Genomic DNA, 19,786 nt, shown 5'->3' with positions numbered 1-19,786 from the left:
TGGTTGCCACGCAGATCGTTGATTCGACGGGTCTTTTTCAGATTGCCGTGATAGGGGTCACGGATTTTGTGTTGTCGGAACCCTTAAGCTGAACCGAAGCTGATGAAACTGACGCCTCGGCATCAGTTCGTCTTAAGTAGGGTTTCTTAATCAGCGCGTGTCGAAGCGCTGTCCACCCCGCTTCCGGGGGGGGGCGGGTCAGCCTGGCAGGGCGCCAGACGCCGCCAGCCAGCCGGTGAGGGCGCTGACGGTGAAAAACGAGGCGACCGTGGCCGCCAGCAGGGCGGCGGCGCAGAACACCTCGTGGCCGTGTTTCTGGGCCAGCACCGGGTAGACGCTCATCATCGGCATGGCGGCCATCAGCAGGGCGCTGGCCTGCAGCAGCGGGTCGATCGGCGGCAGCCACCAGGACAGCAGCCACAGCAGGGCCGCGACGGTGGCCGGCAGCAGGACCAGCTTGCCGACCACCACCAGGACCACGTCGGCGGCCATGCCACGCACCTTCAGCCCGACCAGCGTGCCGCCAATCAGGAACAGCGCCAGCGGGCTGGCGGCGGCCGAGGCCATCTGCACCGCACGCGCCACCGGCTCGGGCAGGCGCAGGCCCAGCAGCGCAAAGGCCAGGCCGGCCAGGATCGACAGGATCAGCGGGTTGACCAGCAGGCCGCGCAGGGTCTGGCGCAGCGTGTTGTGCCAGCGCTGCGTGACCTCGGCGGCCTCGCCGTCGCGTTCGGCCAGCGCCAGCGCGAGCGGGATCACCACCAGGTTCTCGACCAGCATGTTGAGCGCCAGCGCCACGCCCGCGATCGGGCCGACCAGCGCCTGCACGATCGGCAGGCCGATGAAGCCGCTGTTGGATGCCGACATGCCCAGCCCCGTCAGCGCCGACAGCGACCAGGGCTTGCGCTGCACCCGCCGGGCCCAGGCCAGGCCGCCAAGCTGCATCAGCAGCGAGGCGCCGCCATAGGCCAGCAGGTAGGCCGGGTGCAGGACGTCGGCGATCGCCCGCGTCGAGAGCGCATGGAAGACCAGCGCCGGCAGGCAGAAGCTCACCACCAGCTTGCCCAGGATGCGCAGGTCCGGCTTGGCGAACATGCCCTGCCGCACGGCCAGCCAGCCGACCGCGATCAGCAGGTAGACGGGGATGGTGACGCTGAGGATCTGGCGCAAGCGGGGGTCCGGGCTCAGCCGTGGAGCTGCTGTTCCAGCTCGTGCAGCACGCGGTAGCAGTCCATCACGCCGGCGATGCTGCTGTTGGGCTCGCGGCCTTCGCGGATGGCGGCGAAGAACTCGCGGTCCTGCAGTTCGATGCCGTTCATCGACACTGCCACGCCGGACACGTCGATCTTCTCGTCCTTGCCGGTGTAGAGGTCGTCGTAGCGGGCCAGGTAGGTGGCGCTGTCACCGATGTAGCGGAAGAAGGTGCCCAGCGGGCCGTCGTTGTTGAAGGACAGGCTGAGCGTGCAGATCGCGCCGTTGGCGGCCTTGAGCTGGATGCTCATGTCCATCGCGATGCCCAGCGTCGGGTGGATCGGGCCCTGAATGGCGTTGGCCTTCACGATCGGGCTGCCGCACTGGTAGGCGAACAGGTCGACCGTGTGTGCGGCGTGGTGCCACAGCAGGTGATCGGTCCAGCTGCGTGCCTGACCCAGCGCGTTCATGTTGGTGCGGCGGAAGAAGTAGGTCTGCACATCCATCTGCTGGATGTTGAACTCGCCGGCCTTGATCTTGCCGTGCACGTACTGGTGGCTGGGGTTGAAGCGCCGGGTGTGGCCGACCATCGCGACCAGGCCGGTCTGCTGCTGAAGCGCCAGGACGTCCTGACCTTCCCGGTAGACGTCGCACAGCGGGATCTCGACCTGCACATGCTTGCCGGCCCTCAGGCAGGCCAGCGTCTGGCTGGCATGCATCTGGGTGGGGGTGCAGAGGATGACGGCATCCACCTCGGGCAGCGCCAGGCTGTCGGCCAGCTCGGTGGTGACGTGGCCGATGCCGTACTGGGCGGCGACCTCGCGGGTCTTGTCCAGGTCACGGCTGATCAGCGAGACCACCTCGACGCCGTCGATGTTGCGGATGCCGTCCAGGTGCTTGATGCCGAAGGCGCCCGCGCCGGCCAGCGCGACCTTGATCGTCTTGTTGCTCATGTCCTGTCTTCCTTAGACGTTGTTCTCGAGGATGACGTGCCCCACCGCCGTGTTCGATGCGGGCACGTGATAGAAGCGGTGACGCAAGGTGGGCTTCGGACCCCCGGCCACATCGGCCATGGCGCCGCGCGCGATCAGCCACATCACCAGCTCGATGCCCTCGCTGCCGGCCTCGCGCACGTAGTCGATGTGCGGCGTGGCGGCGGCGGCTTCGGGGTCGTCGATCAGGCGGTCCAGCCAGGCGTTGTCCCACGCGCGGTTGATCAGGCCGGCGCGTGCGCCCTGCAGCTGGTGGCTCATGCCGCCGGTGCCCCAGATCTGCACGTTCAGCGGCTGGTCGTAGGTCTCGACCGCCTTGCGGATCGCCTGGCCCAGGTTGTAGCAACGCCGGCCGTTGGGCACCGGGTACTGCACCACGTTGACCGCAAACGGGATGACCGGGCAGGGCCATGCCTCGGGCTGGCCGCACATCAGGCTCAGCGGCACGGTCAGGCCGTGGTCGACGTCCATCTTGTTGACGATGGTCAGGTCGAAGTCGTCCTGGATCACGCTCTGCGCAATGTGGGCGGCCAGGTCCGGGTGGCCGATGACCTTGGGCACCGGGCGCGGGCCCCAGCCTTCATCGGCCGGCTGGAACTCGGCCGCGCAGCCGATCGCGAAGGTCGGGATCATCTCCAGGCTGAAGGCCGTCGCATGGTCGTTGTAGACCAGGAAGATCACGTCGGGCGGGTTGTCCTTCATCCACTGCTTGCTCGGCTCGTAGCCTTTGAACAGCGGCTGCCAATAGGGCTCCGCGGTCTTGCCGAGGTCGAGCGCGGCGCCGATGGCCGGCACGTGGGAGGTGTAGACGGATGCGGTGATGCGGGCCATGTCAGCCCTCCTTCCTGGGATGGGCCTTGCCCTGCGGTTGCCGGTGGGGTTGTGCGTCGCCGTCCTCGCCCAGGTAGCGGTTGCCGTCGACCGAACGGCCGCCGGCCAGCATCATGGCCATGTACTCGTCCTGCGTCATGCCGGTCATGCTGGCGGCCATGAACTGGAAGCTCCGGCCGTCGGTGGCACCGATCTTGGCCAGAAAGTAGATGTTGCCGCCGGCCGCGATGCAGCGGTTCAGGTCCCGCGTGAGCACGCCCTGCTTCTGCTCTTCGGTCATCGGCCACTGGTCCAGGTAGGCCCGCTCATCGGCCTTGAAGGCCTCGCGGTTCCCGGCCTTCATCAGCGACATGCAGAACTGGTTGAGCCAATAGCCCTTGCGCGACTGCTCGGCGTCGAAGATGGTCGTGCCGGGCACGTCCTTGTAGGGTTTGTCGAGTGCCATGGGTGGGTGTCTCCGGGGGCAGGACTTCAGGGGGCCGTGCAGCGGAAGCTGTCGGCCGACTCGGTGTTGCCGCCGACATGGCGGGCCACCTGAGGATGGGGGCAGAGCAGGCGGCTGCGCTGCGGCGACCAGGCGGCCGGCAGGTCCTTGTTGGCCGGGTTGACGGTGGCGACGAGCGCCGCCGGGGCGGTGCCGCGCTCGACCCAGTCGACCAGCGCGCCGAGGGCGTCGAACTGGTCGGTGGCCGGGCCGCCGCTGCAATGCGCCATGCCGGGCACGCCGTAGAAACGCACCGCGTCGCCGCCGCCGTTGGCGCGCAGCCGGTCGACCCAGCGGCGGGTGTCGTTGACCGAGAACACCGCGTCGCTGTGGCCGTGGTAGATCAGCAGCTTGCCGCCATGGGCCCGGAAGGTCGTGAGCTTGGGGTCGTCGACGTCGGGCGGCGTCATGAAGGCCATGGCCGATTCGTTGAAGGCGCCGTCGGTGGCGTAGATCTTCGGCGCGTCGCGGTCGACATCGAAGCGCGTCAGATAGGCCAGCAGCTCGGCCGGCGTGCCCGGCGTCGCGGTCGGTGGCGTGGTGAAGACATGGCTCAGCGAGCCCGCGCCCATGGTCGCGATCAGCGGCAGGCGATCCCAGGGCGGGATCTGGCTTTCCAGCTTCCAGAAGCGCCAGTTGCCCGCGCCCATGCCGGCGTCCCAGGACCAGTCGCTGTAGAGCGACTCGCCACGGCTGTTGCGCGGGCCGGCCAGCGAGCGCTGCAGCGCGCCGACCTGGGCCGCGCCGAGGCAGGACGCGGTCTTGGCGCCGGGGCAGGTCAGCTCCGCCACACGGACCTTGGGCTGGCAGGCCGCCAGGTCGCCGACGATGCCGTCGGCCAGACCATCCAGCGCGTCGCAGCGTGCCAGCACATGGTCGGCCACCAGCTGCAGATCGGCCGGGCTGAAGGCCTGCCGGATGTCGGCATGGGCCTGCTGCCAGCTCTGCACGTCCCAGGCGTGCTGGACGGCCGCACGCGGCAGATTAAAGCCCGGCGCGCCCGCGAGGATGCCGTCGTAGCGCTCGCCGTGGCGGCTGGCCGCCACCATGCCGTGGCGACCGCCGTTGGAGCAACCGACCATGTAGTTGCGCTGCGGCGGCTGGCCGTAGCGGCCGGCCATCAGCGCCTGCGCGATGCCGAACACCGTGTCGTTGGCGCGGTAGCCGTAGTCGAGCCGGGCCTGCGGGTCCAGGCCGAAGACGTTGCCCTTGGCCAGACCGGCGGAGGCGTTGGCCGGCGCGTCCTCGTCATGGCCGGCATCGGAGCTGATGACGGCGAAGCCGCGCTGCAGCGCGTTGCGCGACAGGATGCCCAGGCCACCCAAGGCGGCCTGCACCTTGCCGTCGTTGCCGCCGTTGACCTGATGCACGAAGCGTCGGTTCCAGTCGACCGGCAGGCGCATCTCGAAGCCGATCGCGTAGGGCTTGCCGTCCAGGCCGATGCGCTCATGGGCCCGACCCTGCACCAGGCAATGCGCCGCGTGGCCCTGCGCGTCGGCCTCGACCTCGCGGGCCACCGTCAGGCGCACCGCCCGCATCGATCCCAGCGACGCCAGCGCGCCGGGCAGGGCCGCACAAGCGATCGGTGCGACCGGTGCGACCGGGGCGGCCGGTGGCCGGTTGCCGCAGCTCGACAGCAGGACGGCGCCGGTGATCAGGCCGATGCGTGTGGGGGTCATGGAACGGTCTCCTGGGCGGGCAGGGGGCCGTGGCCCCCGGGGGTCGTGACGGCTCAGGCCTCTTCGGGCCAGTACAGGCGCATCGGGTTGTCGACCAGCAGCTGGCGTTGCCGCTCGGCGGTCGTCGCGATGTTCGGGATGACGTCGACCAGCAGGCCGTCATCGGGCATGTGGTCCTTCAGGTTGGGATGCGGCCAGTCGGTGCCCCACAGCACACGGTCCGGGAATTCCTCGACGACGCGGCGGGCGAACGGGATCACGTCGAGATAGGCGTGGCGCTCGCCGTCCAGGGCCTTCGGACCGGTGACCGACAGGCGCTCGGGGCAGCTGACCTTGCTCCAGACGTTGGGGTGCTGGCGCATGAACTGGAGGAACAGCTCGAACTCCGGGCCGTCGACCGGCTTGGACACGTCCGGGCGGCCCATGTGGTCGACCACCACGGTGGTCGGCAAGGCGGTGAAGAAGTCCCACAGCTCGGGCAGGTCGACCGCCTCGAAGTAGATGACCACATGCCAGCCCCACTTCGCGATCCGGGTAGCGATCTCCATCAGCTCGTCCTTGGGCGTGAAGTCGACCAGGCGCTTGACGAAGTTGAAGCGCACGCCGCGCACGCCCGCGTCGTGCATGGCCTGCAGCTCGGCGTCGCTGACGCTGCGCTTGACGGTGGCCACGCCACGCGCCTTGCCGCCGCTGTGCACCAGCGCGTCGACCATGGCGCGGTTGTCGGCGCCGTGGCAGGTGGCCTGCACGATCACGTTGCGGGCGAAGCCGAGCTGGTCACGCAGGGCGTAGAGCTGCTGCTTGCTGGCGTCGCAGGGCGTGTACTTGCGCTCGGGCGCATAGGGGAATTCGGCGCCGGGGCCGAAGACGTGGCAGTGGGCATCGACCGCGCCGGCCGGCAGCGTGAAGGCGGGTTGGCTCGGGCCGGTGTACCAGTCCAGCCAGCCGGCGGTCTTGGTGAAATCGCCCGTGACGGGTTTGCTCATGGTGGTCAGTCCTTGGTGGTGGGGGCGTCGCCCACATGGCGGAGGATGCGGTCCGCCTCGGTGCGCCAGTCGGTGCTGCGGGCAAAGCCGGGCTGGCCCTTCTGGCCGAACAGGCCGGCGTCGGCCAGGTCGGCGACCCAGGCCTGGCGATCGGCGGTGCCGCTGGCCGACCAGGGGGTCAGGCCGGCTTCGCGCACGGTCTCGGCGACTTCGTGGACCTCTTCGCTGCGGCGCCGGCCGTGCTCGATGACACGCTGGAAGAAGTAGCTCGCCTGCTTCTCCCAGTCGATGCCGGGGAAGGTCTCGTGCAGCGACGCGATCACCGCGTCTTCGACGCCGTGGAAACGCGCCGCCGTGAAGCTCTCGATGACCATGGCCTCCAGGCCCTTGATCATCACGCTGCGGCACATCTTGGTGGCCGAGGCGACGCCCAGCGTCGTGCTCGACACCTGGGGCGCGAAGCCGAGCGCGGCCAGCGCGGGCTGCAGCGCCTCGGCCGAGGCGCCGCCCAGCAGCAGTGGCACGCGGATGCGGTAGGGCGGGATGCTGGTCATCACCGCGCCTTCGACATAACGGCCGCCGGCCGCGTCGATCAGCGCAGCGGCGCGTTGCTTGGCGCCCGGCGAGGCCGAGTTGAGGTCCAGGAAGAAGGCGCCGGCACGCACGCCCGGCGCACAGGCCTGCGCCACCGGCACCGCCTGGCTGGCGGTCACGGCGCTCAGGATCAGGTCGGCCTGCGCAGCCAGCCCGGCATGGCTGTCGACCAGGCTCACGCCGTGAGCCTGTGCATGGTCGACCAGCGGGCCGCGCGTGGCGGCATCGGCGAGCTTGAGGTCAAACGCGAGAACCGCCACGCCGTGTGCGCGCAGGTCCTCGGCGAGGATGCGGCCGACCTCGCCATAGCCGACGATGCCGACCTGCCAGGTGGTCGCGAGGGCGGGATCCGCTTGCATCGAGCCGCCCCGCTCAGTCGATGTACTTCAGGCCGGCGGCGGCCAGCGGCTCGCGCATCTTGTACATGTCCAGGCCCAGCACGCCGCTGGCCAGCTTGGCGCGCTTCTCGCCTTCGAAGCTCTCGCGCTTGATGGCCGCCTCCAGTGTCTGTGCGGCCCGTGCGGCCGGCACGCAGACGACGCCGTCGTCGTCGGCCACGATCACGTCACCGGGCGTCACCAACATGCCGGCGCAAACCACCGGGATGTTGACCGAGCCCAGCGTCGCCTTGATCGTGCCCTTGCTGCTGATGGCGCGGCTCCAGACCGGGAAGCCCATCTCCTGCAGGACCTTCACGTCGCGCACGCCGGCATCGATGATCAGCGCGCGCGCGCCGCGGGCCTGGAAGCTGGTCGCCAGCAGGTCGCCGAAGTAGCCGTCGCTGCACTCGGCCGTCACCGCCGCGACGACCACGTCGCCCGGCTGGATCTGCTCGGCGGCCACATGCATCATCCAGTTGTCACCGGGCTGCAGCAGCACCGTGACCGCCGTGCCCGAGACCTGGCAGCCGGGGTAGATCGGCCGCATATAGGGCTTCAACAGGCCGACACGGCCCATCGCCTCGTGCACCGTGGCCGAGCCCAGCGCGGCCAGCCCATCGGCGGCAGCGCGGTCGGCGCGGGTGATGTTGCGGTAGACGACTCCGAGTTCGTACATGTTCATCTCTCCAATTCAGTGTGTCGCGTGAGGGGGGCCGGCCGAGCGCCGGGCCGCCCCAAGCCGGCCGGCAGCCTCCTCGGGGGGCGGGTGGCGTACCCGCCGACCCGGGGGCCATCATTCACAGGCCCTTGGCCTTGAGGTGTGCATCAAGGCGCGTGAACACGCGGCGGGCATTGCCCTCGAACACCATGTGGCGTTCTTCGTCGCTCAGGTTGGCGGTCGCCGCGACGTAGCGCTGGGTGTCGTCGTAGTGGTGGCCGGTGGTCGGATCGATGCCCCGCACCGCGCCGATCATTTCGCTGGCGAACAGGATGTTCTTCACCGGGATCACCTTCGTCAGCAGGTCGATGCCGGGCTGGTGATACACGCAGGTGTCGAAGAAGATGTTGTTGAGCAGGTGCTCATCGAGCAGCGGCTTCTTCAGTTCCTGGGCCAGGCCGCGGAAACGACCCCAGTGGTAGGGCACCGCGCCGCCGCCGTGCGGGATCAGGAACTTCAGCGTCGGGAAGTCCTTGAACAGGTCGCCCGTCAGGCACTGCATGAAGGCCGTCGTGTCGGCGTTGAGGTAGTGCGCGCCGGTGGTGTGGAAACACGCGTTGCAGCTGGTGCTCACGTGGATCATGGCCGGGATGTCGTGCTCGACCATCTTCTCGTAGATGGGGTACCAGTGGCGGTCGGTCAGCGGCGGGCTGGTCCAGTGGCCGCCGGACGGGTCCGGGTTCAGGTTGATGCCGACGAAGCCGTAGTCCTTGACGCAGCGCTCCAGCTCCGGGAGGCAGCTGGCTGGGTCGACGCCGGGCGACTGCGGCAGCATGGCCGCGCCGATGAAGTGGTCGGGGAACAACTCGCTGACCCGGAAGCACAGCTCATTGCAGATCGCCGCCCAGGTCGACGAGGTCTGGAAGTCGCCGATGTGGTGGGCCATGAAGCTGGCACGCGGGCTGAAGATCGTCAGGTCGCTGCCACGCTGCTTCATCAGCTTGAGCTGGTTGGTCTCGATCGACTCGCGCAGCTCGTCGTCGCTGATCTTCAGCGCCTTCGGGTCAGGCGTCTGGCTCGGGTCCTTCAGCGCCGCGATCTGCAGGTCGCGCCAGGCGCCAAGGGCAGCCGGCGCGGTCGTGTAGTGGCCATGGACGTCGATGATCATCGTTGCTCTCCGGGTGGGGCTTCAGGCGGAACATGTCTCTGGTGCATCCCCGTCAGCCCTCGGCCCCGGTTCAGCGTGGCGCGATTGTGAGAACCCGAAGCCATGCCGGCAACGGGGGGTGGGGGACTAGCAGGTATAGCGGGATGGCATGGGTGGGGTGGCTTTGGTGCGTGCGTTGACCCGCCCTCACCCCGGCAGCGACCCCACCGCCGCGTTCTGCGGCAGCCGTGTCACCAGTTCCTTGAGCACCTGACAGCTCTGGCGCACCAGCGCGCTGGGGCGCTTGTGGGCGGGGACGGCGAGGCAGAGCACGCTGCTGAGGGTGGGTTCGACCAGCGGGCGGACGATCAGGCGGTCTGCCTGGCCGCTGGCCTGGATGGCGCTGGCGGTCAGGACGGCGTGGCCGTGGCCGGCTGCGACCAGATCGATGATGGCGGCGATGCTGGAGACCTCCCAGGCGATGTTCAGGCTCAGGCCGGCCAGGGTGGCCTGGCTGTCAAGCAGCCGGCGGATGACGTGCTGGCGTTCGGGCAGCACCAGCGCGACGTCGGCCAGCGCGCGCAGTGGCAGCGGCTTGCGGGCGGCGTCGGGCGTGGCCGGGCTGACCAGGCAGAGCGATTCCTGCAGCAGCGGGGTGATCTGCAGCGAGGGCTGGGCCTCGGGGTTGTAGAGCAGGCCGAGGTCGACGCGGCCGGTGGCGATCCATTCGCTGACGTGTGTGGACATGCCCTCGACGATGGCCAGGCGGGCCTGCGGCAGGCGGCGCTGGAAGGTGTCGATCAGCGGGAGCGTGAGCTGGCGGCCGATGGTGGGCGGCAGGCCGATGTTGACGCGGCCGACCGGGGCGTCGCGGCTCGCGCCCATGTCTTCCTGGGCCAGCGCGACCTGCTGCAGGATGGTCACGCAGTGGTCAAACCAGCGCCGGCCCGCCTCGGTCAGCTCGACGCCGCGGCCGTTGCGCGTCAGCAAGGTCGTGCGCAGTTCGGTCTCGAGGGCGCGGATCTGCCGGCTCAGCGCCGGCTGGGCGATTTCCAGCACCACGGCGGCCTTGCTGAAGCTGCCCAGTTCGGCGACCTGGACGAAGGATTCGAGCTGCTTGAGGTTCATCGGGCGGTGTCGGCGGGACGAGCTTGCAGTGTCGCGCAGGGTGGCGTGCGGCCTGAGGTGGGTCATCGAACGATCGTTCGTGCATGACATCATCCGACCTTCCAGGACATTCGAGGGTCGGGGCGTGCGTCGATACAAGGGCTGGCTGATCGCCAGCGTGCTGCTGGCGGTGGCGATCGGGGGCGGGGTCTGGTGGTGGCGCTACCAGCCGCTGGCGGTGACGACCGCCCAGGTCGGACGGGGTCCGGCGGTCGAGGCGGTCTATGCCACCGGTCTGGTCGAGCCGACCGTGTTGATGCCGGTGGCACCGCGCACCGGCGGGCGGCTGGTGCAGTGGCTGGTCGAGGAGGGCGCGAGCGTCAAGCGCGGCCAGGTGCTGGCGCGCTTGCAGGCCACCGAGCTGGACCAGACGGTGCAGGAACTCGGTGCCCGCGAGCGGCTGGCCCGCCTGCAGCTGGACCGCACCCAGGCGCTGGTCAACGAGCAGTTCCTGTCCCGCGCCGAGCTGGACCGGGTCCAGACCGAGGTCAACGTGGCCGAGGCCGCGACCCGCCGGGCCCAGGCCCAGCGCGATGACATGGTGCTGCGTGCGCCCGCCGACGGCACGGTGCTGCGCCGCGACGGCGAGCCCGGCCAGGTGGTTGCCGCCGGGCAGACGCTCTACACGCTGGCCTGCTGCGCGCCGCTGCGGGTCAGCGCCGAGGTCGACGAGGAGGACATCGTGCGGGTGCGCCGAGGCCAGCGCGTGCTGCTGCGCAGCGAGGCCTTGCCCGGCCAGGTCTTCGAAGCCGAGGTGGCCGACATCACGCCCAAGGGCGACCCGGTGGCGCGCAGCTGGCGGGTGCGCATCCGCCCGCGCGAGGCGGCCGTGCTGGAAGCCGCCGGTGCGCGCGCCGGCATGACGATGGACGCCAACATCGTCATCACCCGCCGCGAAGACGTGCTGCTGATGCCCAGCAGGGCGTTGACGGTGGCGGGGCTGGTCGACAAGTCCGCGCCGACGCCAGTTCCGACCGCATCCCCCGCGCCGTCGCCGGTCGGTGCGGCCGCCTCGGGCGCTTCGGTGCCCGTGGCGGCTGCGGCCCGTCGCTTGCCGGTCTGGGTGGTCGACGACGCCGGCACGCTGCGCCGACGGGTCGTCACGCTCGGCGTGGCCGGCGGTGAACGCACCGAGGTGGTGGCCGGGCTGGCCGAGGGCGACACGCTGGTCGTCGCGGCGGTCGAGCAGGGGGCGGGGCTGCGCGAGGGCCGCGCGGTGCGTGTCCTTCCGGCCGCACGCTGACGCGGGCCGCAGCCGTCCATGGCGATCGCCCTCGACATCGCGCTGGCGCACCTGACCAGCCGCCGCCGCCAGACCGTGGTCTCGTTGACCGGCGTGGTGCTGGGCGTGGCCTTCTTTCTGGCGGTGTCTTCGCTGATGCGCGGCTCGGAGGCGGACTTCCTCAGCCGCCTGGTCGACAACAGCCCGCACATCACCGTCTACGACGAGTTCCGCAACGCGCCGGTGCAGCCGGCCGAGCTGGCCTTTCCGGATGCGGCCGTGGCCATCGCGCATGTCAAGCCGCAGCGCGAGACCCGCGGCATCCGCGGCTGGCGCGAACGGCTGGCGCAGGTCGAGTCGCTGCCGGGGGTGCGGGTCGCGCCGGTGCTGTCGGGCTCGGCCGTGCTGACCTTTGCCGGTCGCCAGCAGGGCGTGGCGCTCAGCGGCGTGGTGCCGGCGCGCATGAAGGACGTCAGCACCATCGAGTCGAAGATGCGTGTGGGCTCGCTCGATTCCTTGTCGGCCGATCCGAACGGCGTGATCGTTGGCCAGGGCCTGATCGACAAGTTCGGCCTGCGCCTGGGCAGCGCCATCAGCGTGGCCGGTGCCGATGGCCAGGCCCGCACACTGCGCGTGGTCGGCTTCTTCCGCACCGGCAACGCCGGCTATGACGAGGGCCAGGCCTTCGTGCTGCTCAAGCGGGCGCAAAGCCTGCTGGGCCGCGAGAACCGGGTCAACCGCTTCGTGATCCAGCTCGACGACGCCTACCGGGCGCGTGACGTGGCGATCGCGGTGGAGGCCGCCACGGGCTACAAGAGCGTGTCGTGGATCGAGGCGACCGAAGACTTCCTGAGCCTGCTGCTGGTACGCAACATCATCATGTACAGCGTGGTCGCGGCCATTCTGGTGGTGGCGTCCTTCGGCATCTACAACACCATTTCGACCATCGTGATGGAGAAGACCCGCGACATCGCGATCATGAAATCGATGGGCTTCCACGCCCGCGACATCCGCCGCATCTTCCTGCTCGAAGGCGTCATCGTCGGCCTGCTGGGCAGCGGCGCGGGCGTGCTGCTGGGCATCGGCCTGATGCAACTGCTGGGTGTCATCGAGATCAAGCCGCCGGGTGTGCAAGAGACGGTGCGCCTGCCGCTGTGGTGGGGCGCCGACCAGTTCGTGCTGGCGGCGGCCTTTGCGCTGGTGTCCTGCGTGGCGGCGTCCTACCTGCCGGCACGGCGGGCCGGGCGGGTGCATCCGGTCGACATCCTGCGGGGGGCGGCATGAAGGAGGAGCCGAGCTTCGCGCCGGCCGATCCGGTCGGGCTGGCTGGTGTCCCGGTCGATCCGGTGGGTGATCCGGTCGGTGACCCGGCCACCGCCGCCATCGCCGTGCAAGGCCTGCGCAAGCGCCTCGAAGGCGAGGTGCCGGTCACGCTGATCGACGGCGTGGACCTGCGCATCGAGCGTGGCGAGTTCGTCTGCATCATGGGGCCGTCGGGCTCGGGCAAGTCCTCGCTGCTCTACCTGCTGGGGCTGCTGGACGTGCCCACCGAGGGCCGCATCTGGCTGGCCGGCCAGCGCACCGACACGCTCGACGAGGACGCCATCACCGACCTGCGGCTGGCGCGGCTGGGCTTTGTCTTCCAGTTCCACTTCCTGCTGGCCGAGTTCAGTGCGCTCGACAACGTGCTGCTGCCGATCCGCAAGCTCGGCCGGCTGCGCGACGAGGCGGCGGTCGAACGTGGCTTGGCGCTGCTGGACCGCTTCGAGCTGAAGGCCCATGCGCACAAGCACCCGAGCCAGCTCTCCGGCGGTCAGCGCCAGCGCGTGGCGATCGCGCGGGCGCTGGCCAACGACCCGCCGGTGATCCTGGCCGACGAGCCGACTGGCAACCTCGATTCCGCCTCCAGCGCCAATGTGCGTGACCTGTTGCGCGAGCTGACACGCGAGATGGGCAAGACGGTCGTGGCGGTGACCCACGAAAGCCGCTTCGCCTCGGTCGCTGACCGCCGCATCGGCATCGTCGACGGCAGGATCGACCTGGACTGGCGCCCGGCCTGAGGGGGCGCGGTCGGCTTAGGCCGGCGCGCGGGGCTCTTAGTCTGCCAGCGGCATCGGGAAGGTCGATGGCGGGGCATCCGGCTCATGCGCTGCAAGTTCGGCCGGAACAGCAGCAGAAACAGCAGCTGCAACAGCGACTGGCAGAGCAGCCGGTTGCGTGGGCGCCGACAAGGGCTCCAGTGGCAGACCGTGGCCGAGCGCGCGGCTGCGCACCGCATCGGCCTGACGCTCGGTCACCGGCACACCCAGCATGTGCGCGCCCACCACATGCAGCGCGCGCGGCAGCACGCGGGCGCTGAAGCGGGTGGTGGCGGTCTGCGGCTCGCCGTCGATGGTGATTGCCATCGGCTCGGCCGCGTCGACCAGCAGCTTGCGGGTGTTGTGCAAGCTGATCTGCGGCGGGTGGATGTGGCGGCCGCGGCGCATGCGCCAGAACACGGCCGGCCCGGCCTCGCCCAGCACGAGCGTGTCCAGCCGGTGGTCGTCCAGCCGGGCATGGGGCGCTTGCTGCAAGCCGCCCAGGGCGCCAGAGGCGTTGCACACCGACACCGACCAGGCCGGGCCGTCGTGTTCGAGCTGGCCGTTGACCCAGATCTTCAGCGCCTGCGACGCGCCGGTCGCGCGGGCCGCCAGGCCGCTGGCGATCTGGCGTGCCGGCAGCGGCCACCAGCGGGGCAGACCGGCGGCGAGCAGGTCCTGCCGGGCGGCCAGGCCGACGCTCAGGCGGCCGACGAAATGGCGGGTGTCGGCCTCGGTCTCGTACTGCCCCAGGTCGACCGCTGCGGTGGGCGCGTACAGCGCATAGGGCAGCGCCTCGCGCCAGAGCAGGCCGGCGATGCCCAGTGCGCGGGCGACGTCGTTGTGACGCCCGGCTGCCACCAGGCCAACCCGGTGGCCGCAGCGCATCAGCGCGGGCAGCATGCGCTGCAGCGTGCCGTCGCCGCCGACCAGCACGACGCGGGTGCGCACGGCCAGGATCGCCAGCGTGGCCAGCGCCGCATCGGGGCTGTCGGGCACCAGCAGCGCGACGCCGGGCGCGTGGCGCGCGAGCCAGGACTCGATCGGCCGGCGCAGCGCCAGGGCCCGCCCGCCATCGGCATGGCGGTTGAGCATCACGACGCCGGCAGGCTGGCTCGACGGGGGCAGCGACATCGGCGCGGGCTCGGTCCGGATCCTCGGGCGGATCAGTAGGTGTACACGCCGCGACCGGTCTTGCGGCCCAGCCAGCCGGCCGCGACCATCTCCTTGAGGAGCGGGGCGGGGCGGTACTTGCTGTCGTTGTATTCGGCCATGTAGACGTTCATCACGGCCAGGCAGACATCCAGCCCGATCATGTCGGCCAGGGCCAGCGGGCCGATCGGCTGGTTGGTGCCGAGCTTCATGCCCGCGTCGATGTCCTCGGCTGTGGCGATGCCCTCGGCCAGCACGAAGAAGGCCTCGTTGATCATCGGCACCAGGATGCGGTTGACGACGAAGCCCGGCGCGTTCTTCACGGTGATCGGCGTCTTGCCCAGCCGCTCGGTCAGTGTCTTGACGGCGGCGTGCGTGGCATCGCTGGTCTGCAGGCCGCGGATGATCTCGACCAGCGCCATCAGCGGCACCGGGTTGAAGAAGTGCATGCCGATGAAGCGGTCGGCGCGCTGAGTGGCCGCTGCCAGCTTGGTGATCGAGATCGAGCTGGTGTTGGTGGCGACGATGACCTCGGGCGCCAGCAGGCCGTCGAGCTGCTGCAGGATCTTCACCTTCAGCGCCTCGCTCTCGGTGGCGGCCTCGATGACGATCTGAGCGCCGGTCAGTGCGGCGTGATCGGTGGCGGTGGTGATCAGCGCCAGCGCGGCATCCTTCTGCGCCGCCGTCAGCTTGTCCTTCTTGATCAGGCGGTCCAGGCTGGTGGCGACGTTGGCGACACCACGGGCAAGTGCGGCCTCGGCGACGTCGATCATGACCACGTTCAGGCCGGCGACGGCGCAGGCCTGCGCGATGCCGTTGCCCATCGTGCCGGCGCCGATGATGCCGACGGTCTGGATGTCCATGGGGATGCTCCGCAAGGGTGGGGATGACAAGGCGGATGCGAGGTGGCAGGGCCCCTGCATCCGGAGGTTGCGGCGCATTCTGCCGTCGCGGCATGGTGGGGCGACACGTCATGTCGGGCCGCAAGCGCGCCACTCCATAAAATCCGCCCCTCCGATCCCGCAGCCCGGCCGCGAGTGTGGCGACCCCACCACTGGGACGCGCCCTCGGCCACCGTGCTGCCAGCCCCGAAGAGCCATGAGCGACGCCCTGACCAAATCCTTTGAACCCGCCCCGATCGAAGCCAAGTGGGGCCCGGCCTGGGAGGCCAGCGGCGCCTACGCCCCGACGCTCGACGCGTCGCGCCCGAGCTTCTCGATCCAGCTGCCGCCGCCCAATGTGACCGGCACGCTGCACATGGGCCACGCGTTCAACCAGACCATCATGGACGCGCTGACCCGCTACCACCGCATGCGTGGCCACAACACGCTGTGGGTGCCGGGCACCGACCACGCCGGCATCGCCACGCAGATCGTGGTGGAGCGCCAGCTGCAGGGCCAGGGCATCAGCCGCCACGACCTGGGCCGCAAGAACTTCGTCGCCCGGGTCTGGGAATGGAAGGAGCAGAGCGGCTCGACCATCACCCGCCAGATGCGCCGCATGGGCGACAGCGTGAGCTGGGCGCATGAGTACTTCACGATGGACGAGAAGCTCTCGAAGGTGGTCACCGAGACCTTTGTGCGGCTGCACGAGGAAGGCCTGATCTACCGCGGCAAGCGGCTGGTCAGCTGGGACCCGATCCTGAAGTCGGCCGTCTCGGACCTGGAGGTCGAAAGCGAGGAAGAAGACGGCTCGCTGTGGCACATCCGCTATCCCGTCGACGGCAGCGAAGAGACGCTGGTGGTGGCCACCACGCGGCCCGAGACGATGCTCGGCGACACGGCGGTCATGGTGCATCCGGAGGACGAGCGCTACGCCCACCTGATCGGCCGTTCGGTGCGCCTGCCCATCACCGGCCGGCGGGTGCCGGTGATCGCCGATGACTATGTCGACCGCGCCTTCGGCACTGGCGTGGTCAAGGTCACGCCCGCGCACGACACCAACGACTACCAGGTCGGCCTGCGCCATGGTCTGGCGATGATCACGATCTTCACTCTCGATGCGAAGGTGGTCGACACGATCGACGAGATCCCGGCGGCCTACCGTGGCCTGGACCGCTTCGTCGCCCGCAAGCAGATCGTCGCCCAGCTCGACGCCGAGGGCCTGCTGGTGGAGGTCCGAAAGCACAAGCTGATGGTGCCGCGCTGCGCCCGCACCGGCCAGATCATCGAGCCGATGCTGACGGACCAGTGGTTCGTCGCCATGACCAAGCCAGGTGCCAACGGCAAGTCGATTGCCCAGGAAGCGATCGAGGCGGTCGATTCCGGCAACGTGCGCTTCGTGCCCGAGAACTGGGTCAACACCTACAACCAGTGGATGAAGAACATCCAGGACTGGTGCATCAGCCGCCAGCTCTGGTGGGGTCACCAGATCCCTGCGTGGTACGGCAGTGGCGGTGAGCTGTTCGTCGCCCGCAGCGAGGCCGAGGCGCGCGCCAAGGCCGATGCGGCCGGCTACGTCGGCGACCTGACCCGCGACGAGGACGTGCTCGACACCTGGTACTCGTCCGCGCTGGTGCCCTTCAGCACGCTGGGCTGGCCCGAGAAGACGATCGAGCAGGACCTCTTCCTGCCCAGCAGCGTGCTGGTGACCGGCTACGACATCATCTTCTTCTGGGTCGCCCGGATGATCATGATGACCCAGCACTTCACCGGCCGCGTGCCCTTCCGCGACGTCTACATCCACGGCCTGGTGCTCGATGCGCAGGGCAAGAAGATGAGCAAGTCCGAGGGCAATGTGCTCGACCCGGTCGACCTGATCGACGGCATCGCCCTGCCCGAGCTGCTGGACAAACGCACCCAGGGTCTGCGCAAGCCCGAGACCGCGCCCAAGGTCCGCAAGGCGACCGAGAAGGAGTTCCCCGACGGCATCCCGGCCTACGGCGCCGACGCGCTGCGCTTCACCTTCGCGGCCATGGCCAGCCTGGGCCGCAGCGTCAACTTCGACAGCAAGCGCTGCGAGGGCTACCGCAACTTCTGCAACAAGCTCTGGAACGCCACCCGCTTCGTGCTGATGAACACCGAGGGCCAGGACTGCGGCCTGATGCCGCACACCAAGGCCGAGTGCGCGGTCGGTGGGCCGGCCCACGGCTACATGCGCTTCAGCGCGGCCGACCGCTGGATCAGCAGCGAGATCCAGCGCGTCGAGGCGGCGGTCGAACAGGGCTATGCCGACTACCGCCTGGACAACGTCGCCAACGCGATCTACCAGTTCGTCTGGGACGAGTACTGCGACTGGTACCTCGAGATCGCCAAGGTCCAGCTCGCCGAGGCCAAGGCCGCTGGCGACGAGGCCAGCGCGCGCGCCACCCGGCGCACGCTGATCCGGGTGCTGGAGACCATCCTGCGCCTGCTGCACCCGATCACGCCCTTCATCACCGCCGAGCTGTGGGAGGTCGTGGCGCCGGTGGCGGGCCGCAAGGCGCCGGGCTCGGTCGACGGCATCGTCACCGCCGCGTATCCGAAGGCCGAGCTCGATCGCGTCGACGCGGCCGCCGACGCCTGGGTGGCTCAGCTCAAGAGCCTGGTCGGCGCCTGCCGCGCGCTGCGCAGCGAGATGGGCCTGTCACCGGCCGAGCGGGTGCCGCTGATGACGCTGGGCGACGCCGCCTTCATCGACGTGGCCACGCCGCTGCTCAAGGCGCTGGCCAAGGTCAGCGAGGTCCAGCGCTTCGACGACGAGGCGGCCTATGCCGTCGCCACGCAGATGGCGCCGGTGCTGGTGCAAGGCGAGGTGCGGCTGGCGCTGAAGGTCGAGATCGACGTCGCCGCCGAGCGTGAGCGCCTGGGCAAGGAGATCGCCCGCCTGACGGGCGAGATCGCCAAGGCCGAGGCCAAGCTTGGCAACGAGAGCTTCGTGGCCCGTGCCCCGGCCGCCGTGGTGGCTCAGGAGCGTGCGCGCATGGCCGACTTCAGCGCCACGGTCGTCAAGCTGACAGACCAGCTCGCTCGGATGGCCTGAGGCGGCCGCTGCCGTTCGCGGCGGCCGGGTCCGCCTTGCCGGCTCTGCCGGCCGGTGCCAACTCAGGCGCCTGGGCCGCGCTGCCCTGCAGGTGCGAGGGCATGGTGCGCGGCTCGGGCGAGGGCATGTGGCCGTTGACGCCGGCCGCCCGCTGGGCCGATTCGGCGGCGGCGGCCTGGCGGCGCGTGCCGGGACGGGGTGCCTGGGGCGCCGTGCGCAGCACCTCGTCGACCTGCTTGGCAACACCCCAGGCGCTGCGCACCCGGGCCTCGCGGGTGTAGGCCGCCAGGCGTGGCGTGGCCAGCAGGCCGCGCACGCCGTGCAGCGGCTGGCCGGGCTCCAGCGCGGTCGGGCTGATGTTGTCCATCCAGGCGGCGGTCAGCTGACCGGCGGTCAGGGCCTGGGCCAGCAGGTCCTCGTCGAACAGCTCCAGCGGCGAGACGCTCACCAGCACCTGACCCTGCTTGGCGTGGTTCAGCGAGCGCTCGCCCAGCAGGCCGCGGTAGCGGCTGAAATAGCTCATCTGCACGCAGACCGCGTCACAGCTCTCGAACAGCTCGCGCAGGCCCAGCGGCTGGATGCCCCAGCGCGGCCAGGCGCCATCGCTGGCGTGCAGCGCGGGGTCATAGCCGACCACCCGGGTGCCCAGCGCCTGGACCAGCTTGGCGACCGTGCGGGCGGTCGCGTTCATGCCGATCAGGCCGACCGTGCTGGTGCCCAGCTCGCGGCCGGCGACCCGGCCCATCTCTTCAGGGCTGGGTCGCAGCAGCGCCAGCAGCGCGCCGAGCAGGAACTCGGCCTCGGCCGGCGCGGCCGCCTCGATGCAGCGCACCACCTCGACACCGGCGCGGGTGCAGGCGCTCAGGTCGATGTTCTCGTGGCCACCGACGATGCGGCCGATCACACGCAGCTGCGGCGACTGCGCCAGCACGCGCTGGTCGATCGCCAGGTGCGGCGGCAGCATCACGCCGCGAGCCTGCGACAAGGCGTCCAGAAAGACCCGCCGGTCCTGCCCCAGGCGCGGCGCGTAGAACAGGTCATGGCGCGCATCGAGCCATTGCAGCACCTCGGTTTCGAGGGGTTCGGCGATCAGCAGATCCATGCAGTTGCGACGACGGTTTGGGCAGTTTTTGGGCTCTTTCGATGGTAGGGACGGGGACCTGCTGCAGGCCCCCCGCGAACAGGGGCCAGGGGGTCATGTCTGCGTGCCAGAATGATTTCGATTGACCAGTTTCAGCACATCCGAACACGGTGTCGGCGCTGTG

17 protein-coding genes are annotated in these 19,786 nt (G+C 69.9%); 4 read left to right on the top strand and 13 right to left on the bottom strand.

The window, feature by feature from the left end:
* Positions 1-198: 198 nt before the first annotated feature.
* From EV685_RS14360 to EV685_RS14315, 10 genes are all read right to left on the bottom strand, one after another.
* Positions 199-1,170, bottom strand: coding sequence for an AEC family transporter (locus EV685_RS14360; RefSeq protein ID WP_130482713.1), 972 nt, complete (start codon positions 1,168-1,170; stop codon positions 199-201).
* Positions 1,171-1,184: 14 nt separating this feature from the next.
* Positions 1,185-2,144, bottom strand: a complete 960-nt coding sequence (locus EV685_RS14355) for a Gfo/Idh/MocA family oxidoreductase (protein WP_130482712.1) — start codon at positions 2,142-2,144, stop codon at positions 1,185-1,187.
* A 12-nt stretch (positions 2,145-2,156) separates the two neighbouring features.
* Positions 2,157-3,014 (bottom strand): class III extradiol dioxygenase subunit beta, encoded by an 858-nt coding sequence (locus EV685_RS14350; RefSeq protein WP_130482711.1) that lies wholly within the window; start codon positions 3,012-3,014, stop codon positions 2,157-2,159.
* A gap of 1 nt (position 3,015) precedes the next feature.
* Positions 3,016-3,459 (bottom strand): protocatechuate 4,5-dioxygenase subunit alpha, encoded by a 444-nt coding sequence (ligA, locus tag EV685_RS14345; protein ID WP_130482710.1) that lies wholly within the window; start codon positions 3,457-3,459, stop codon positions 3,016-3,018.
* A gap of 26 nt (positions 3,460-3,485) precedes the next feature.
* Positions 3,486-5,177, bottom strand: coding sequence for a tannase/feruloyl esterase family alpha/beta hydrolase (locus tag EV685_RS14340; protein ID WP_130482709.1), 1,692 nt, complete (start codon positions 5,175-5,177; stop codon positions 3,486-3,488).
* Between the two features lie 53 nt (positions 5,178-5,230).
* Positions 5,231-6,163, bottom strand: a complete 933-nt coding sequence (locus EV685_RS14335; protein WP_130482708.1) for an amidohydrolase family protein — start codon at positions 6,161-6,163, stop codon at positions 5,231-5,233.
* A 5-nt stretch (positions 6,164-6,168) separates the two neighbouring features.
* Positions 6,169-7,116 carry a DUF1932 domain-containing protein gene (locus tag EV685_RS14330; RefSeq protein WP_130482707.1) on the bottom strand — a complete coding sequence of 316 codons (948 nt, stop codon included), beginning with the start codon at positions 7,114-7,116 and terminating at the stop codon, positions 6,169-6,171.
* A 13-nt stretch (positions 7,117-7,129) separates the two neighbouring features.
* Positions 7,130-7,813 carry a 4-carboxy-4-hydroxy-2-oxoadipate aldolase/oxaloacetate decarboxylase gene (gene ligK / locus EV685_RS14325; RefSeq protein WP_130482706.1) on the bottom strand — a complete coding sequence of 228 codons (684 nt, stop codon included), beginning with the start codon at positions 7,811-7,813 and terminating at the stop codon, positions 7,130-7,132.
* A 121-nt stretch (positions 7,814-7,934) separates the two neighbouring features.
* Complete coding sequence (locus tag EV685_RS14320; protein WP_130482705.1) at positions 7,935-8,963, bottom strand: amidohydrolase family protein; 1,029 nt, start codon at positions 8,961-8,963, stop codon at positions 7,935-7,937.
* A gap of 186 nt (positions 8,964-9,149) precedes the next feature.
* Positions 9,150-10,070 (bottom strand): LysR family transcriptional regulator, encoded by a 921-nt coding sequence (locus tag EV685_RS14315; RefSeq protein ID WP_130482704.1) that lies wholly within the window; start codon positions 10,068-10,070, stop codon positions 9,150-9,152.
* Between the two features lie 124 nt (positions 10,071-10,194).
* Here EV685_RS14315 and EV685_RS14310 point away from each other — a divergent pair, with 124 nt between their 5' ends.
* Genes EV685_RS14310 through EV685_RS14300 form a run of 3 tightly spaced genes read left to right on the top strand, consistent with a single transcriptional unit; the run spans position 10,195 to position 13,391 of the window.
* On the top strand, positions 10,195-11,352 hold the full coding sequence (locus EV685_RS14310) for an efflux RND transporter periplasmic adaptor subunit (RefSeq protein ID WP_165396806.1): 1,158 nt from the start codon (positions 10,195-10,197) through the stop codon (positions 11,350-11,352).
* Positions 11,353-11,370: 18 nt separating this feature from the next.
* Complete coding sequence (locus EV685_RS14305; protein WP_130482702.1) at positions 11,371-12,615, top strand: ABC transporter permease; 1,245 nt, start codon at positions 11,371-11,373, stop codon at positions 12,613-12,615.
* Positions 12,612-13,391 carry an ABC transporter ATP-binding protein gene (locus EV685_RS14300; protein WP_130482701.1) on the top strand — a complete coding sequence of 260 codons (780 nt, stop codon included), beginning with the start codon at positions 12,612-12,614 and terminating at the stop codon, positions 13,389-13,391. The genes EV685_RS14305 and EV685_RS14300 overlap by 4 nt, the downstream gene beginning before the upstream one ends.
* Positions 13,392-13,427: 36 nt before the next feature.
* On the opposite strand, the gene EV685_RS14295 is transcribed toward EV685_RS14300, so the two are convergent.
* Both EV685_RS14295 and EV685_RS14290 read right to left on the bottom strand, forming a co-directional pair.
* On the bottom strand, positions 13,428-14,543 hold the full coding sequence (locus EV685_RS14295) for a diacylglycerol/lipid kinase family protein (protein ID WP_130482700.1): 1,116 nt from the start codon (positions 14,541-14,543) through the stop codon (positions 13,428-13,430).
* A gap of 32 nt (positions 14,544-14,575) precedes the next feature.
* Complete coding sequence (locus tag EV685_RS14290) at positions 14,576-15,424, bottom strand: 3-hydroxybutyryl-CoA dehydrogenase (protein WP_130482699.1); 849 nt, start codon at positions 15,422-15,424, stop codon at positions 14,576-14,578.
* Between the two features lie 235 nt (positions 15,425-15,659).
* On the opposite strand from EV685_RS14290, the gene EV685_RS14285 reads away from it, so the two are divergent.
* Positions 15,660-18,521: a valine--tRNA ligase gene (locus EV685_RS14285; protein WP_130482698.1), complete on the top strand. Its 2,862-nt coding sequence runs from the start codon at positions 15,660-15,662 to the stop codon at positions 18,519-18,521.
* Here EV685_RS14285 and EV685_RS14280 read toward each other — a convergent pair.
* Positions 18,487-19,623 (bottom strand): NAD(P)-dependent oxidoreductase, encoded by a 1,137-nt coding sequence (locus EV685_RS14280; RefSeq protein ID WP_130482697.1) that lies wholly within the window; start codon positions 19,621-19,623, stop codon positions 18,487-18,489. The two genes, EV685_RS14285 and EV685_RS14280, sit on opposite strands and share 35 nt — an antisense overlap.
* Between the last annotated feature and the right edge of the window lie 163 nt (positions 19,624-19,786).

The sequence above is a fragment of the Sphaerotilus mobilis genome (assembly GCF_004216565.1).
Classification (GTDB): Bacteria; Pseudomonadota; Gammaproteobacteria; order Burkholderiales; family Burkholderiaceae_C; genus Sphaerotilus; species Sphaerotilus mobilis.
The sequence above is the reverse complement of the archived record's forward strand: the minus strand, read 5'-3'. Positions and strand labels throughout refer to the sequence as shown.

Coding starts and splice junctions, on each gene's coding strand:
- EV685_RS14355 (WP_130482712.1), bottom strand. CDS start 2,144: ATGAGCAACAAGACGATCAAGGTCGCGCTGGCCGGCGCGGGCGCCTTC.
- EV685_RS14350 (WP_130482711.1), bottom strand. CDS start 3,014: ATGGCCCGCATCACCGCATCCGTCTACACCTCCCACGTGCCGGCCATC.
- ligA (WP_130482710.1), bottom strand. CDS start 3,459: ATGGCACTCGACAAACCCTACAAGGACGTGCCCGGCACGACCATCTTC.
- EV685_RS14340 (WP_130482709.1), bottom strand. CDS start 5,177: ATGACCCCCACACGCATCGGCCTGATCACCGGCGCCGTCCTGCTGTCG.
- EV685_RS14335 (WP_130482708.1), bottom strand. CDS start 6,163: ATGAGCAAACCCGTCACGGGCGATTTCACCAAGACCGCCGGCTGGCTG.
- EV685_RS14330 (WP_130482707.1), bottom strand. CDS start 7,116: ATGCAAGCGGATCCCGCCCTCGCGACCACCTGGCAGGTCGGCATCGTC.
- ligK (WP_130482706.1), bottom strand. CDS start 7,813: ATGTACGAACTCGGAGTCGTCTACCGCAACATCACCCGCGCCGACCGC.
- EV685_RS14320 (WP_130482705.1), bottom strand. CDS start 8,963: ATGATCATCGACGTCCATGGCCACTACACGACCGCGCCGGCTGCCCTT.
- EV685_RS14315 (WP_130482704.1), bottom strand. CDS start 10,070: ATGAACCTCAAGCAGCTCGAATCCTTCGTCCAGGTCGCCGAACTGGGC.
- EV685_RS14305 (WP_130482702.1), top strand. CDS start 11,371: ATGGCGATCGCCCTCGACATCGCGCTGGCGCACCTGACCAGCCGCCGC.
- EV685_RS14300 (WP_130482701.1), top strand. CDS start 12,612: ATGAAGGAGGAGCCGAGCTTCGCGCCGGCCGATCCGGTCGGGCTGGCT.
- EV685_RS14295 (WP_130482700.1), bottom strand. CDS start 14,543: ATGTCGCTGCCCCCGTCGAGCCAGCCTGCCGGCGTCGTGATGCTCAAC.
- EV685_RS14290 (WP_130482699.1), bottom strand. CDS start 15,424: ATGGACATCCAGACCGTCGGCATCATCGGCGCCGGCACGATGGGCAAC.
- EV685_RS14285 (WP_130482698.1), top strand. CDS start 15,660: ATGAGCGACGCCCTGACCAAATCCTTTGAACCCGCCCCGATCGAAGCC.
- EV685_RS14280 (WP_130482697.1), bottom strand. CDS start 19,623: ATGGATCTGCTGATCGCCGAACCCCTCGAAACCGAGGTGCTGCAATGG.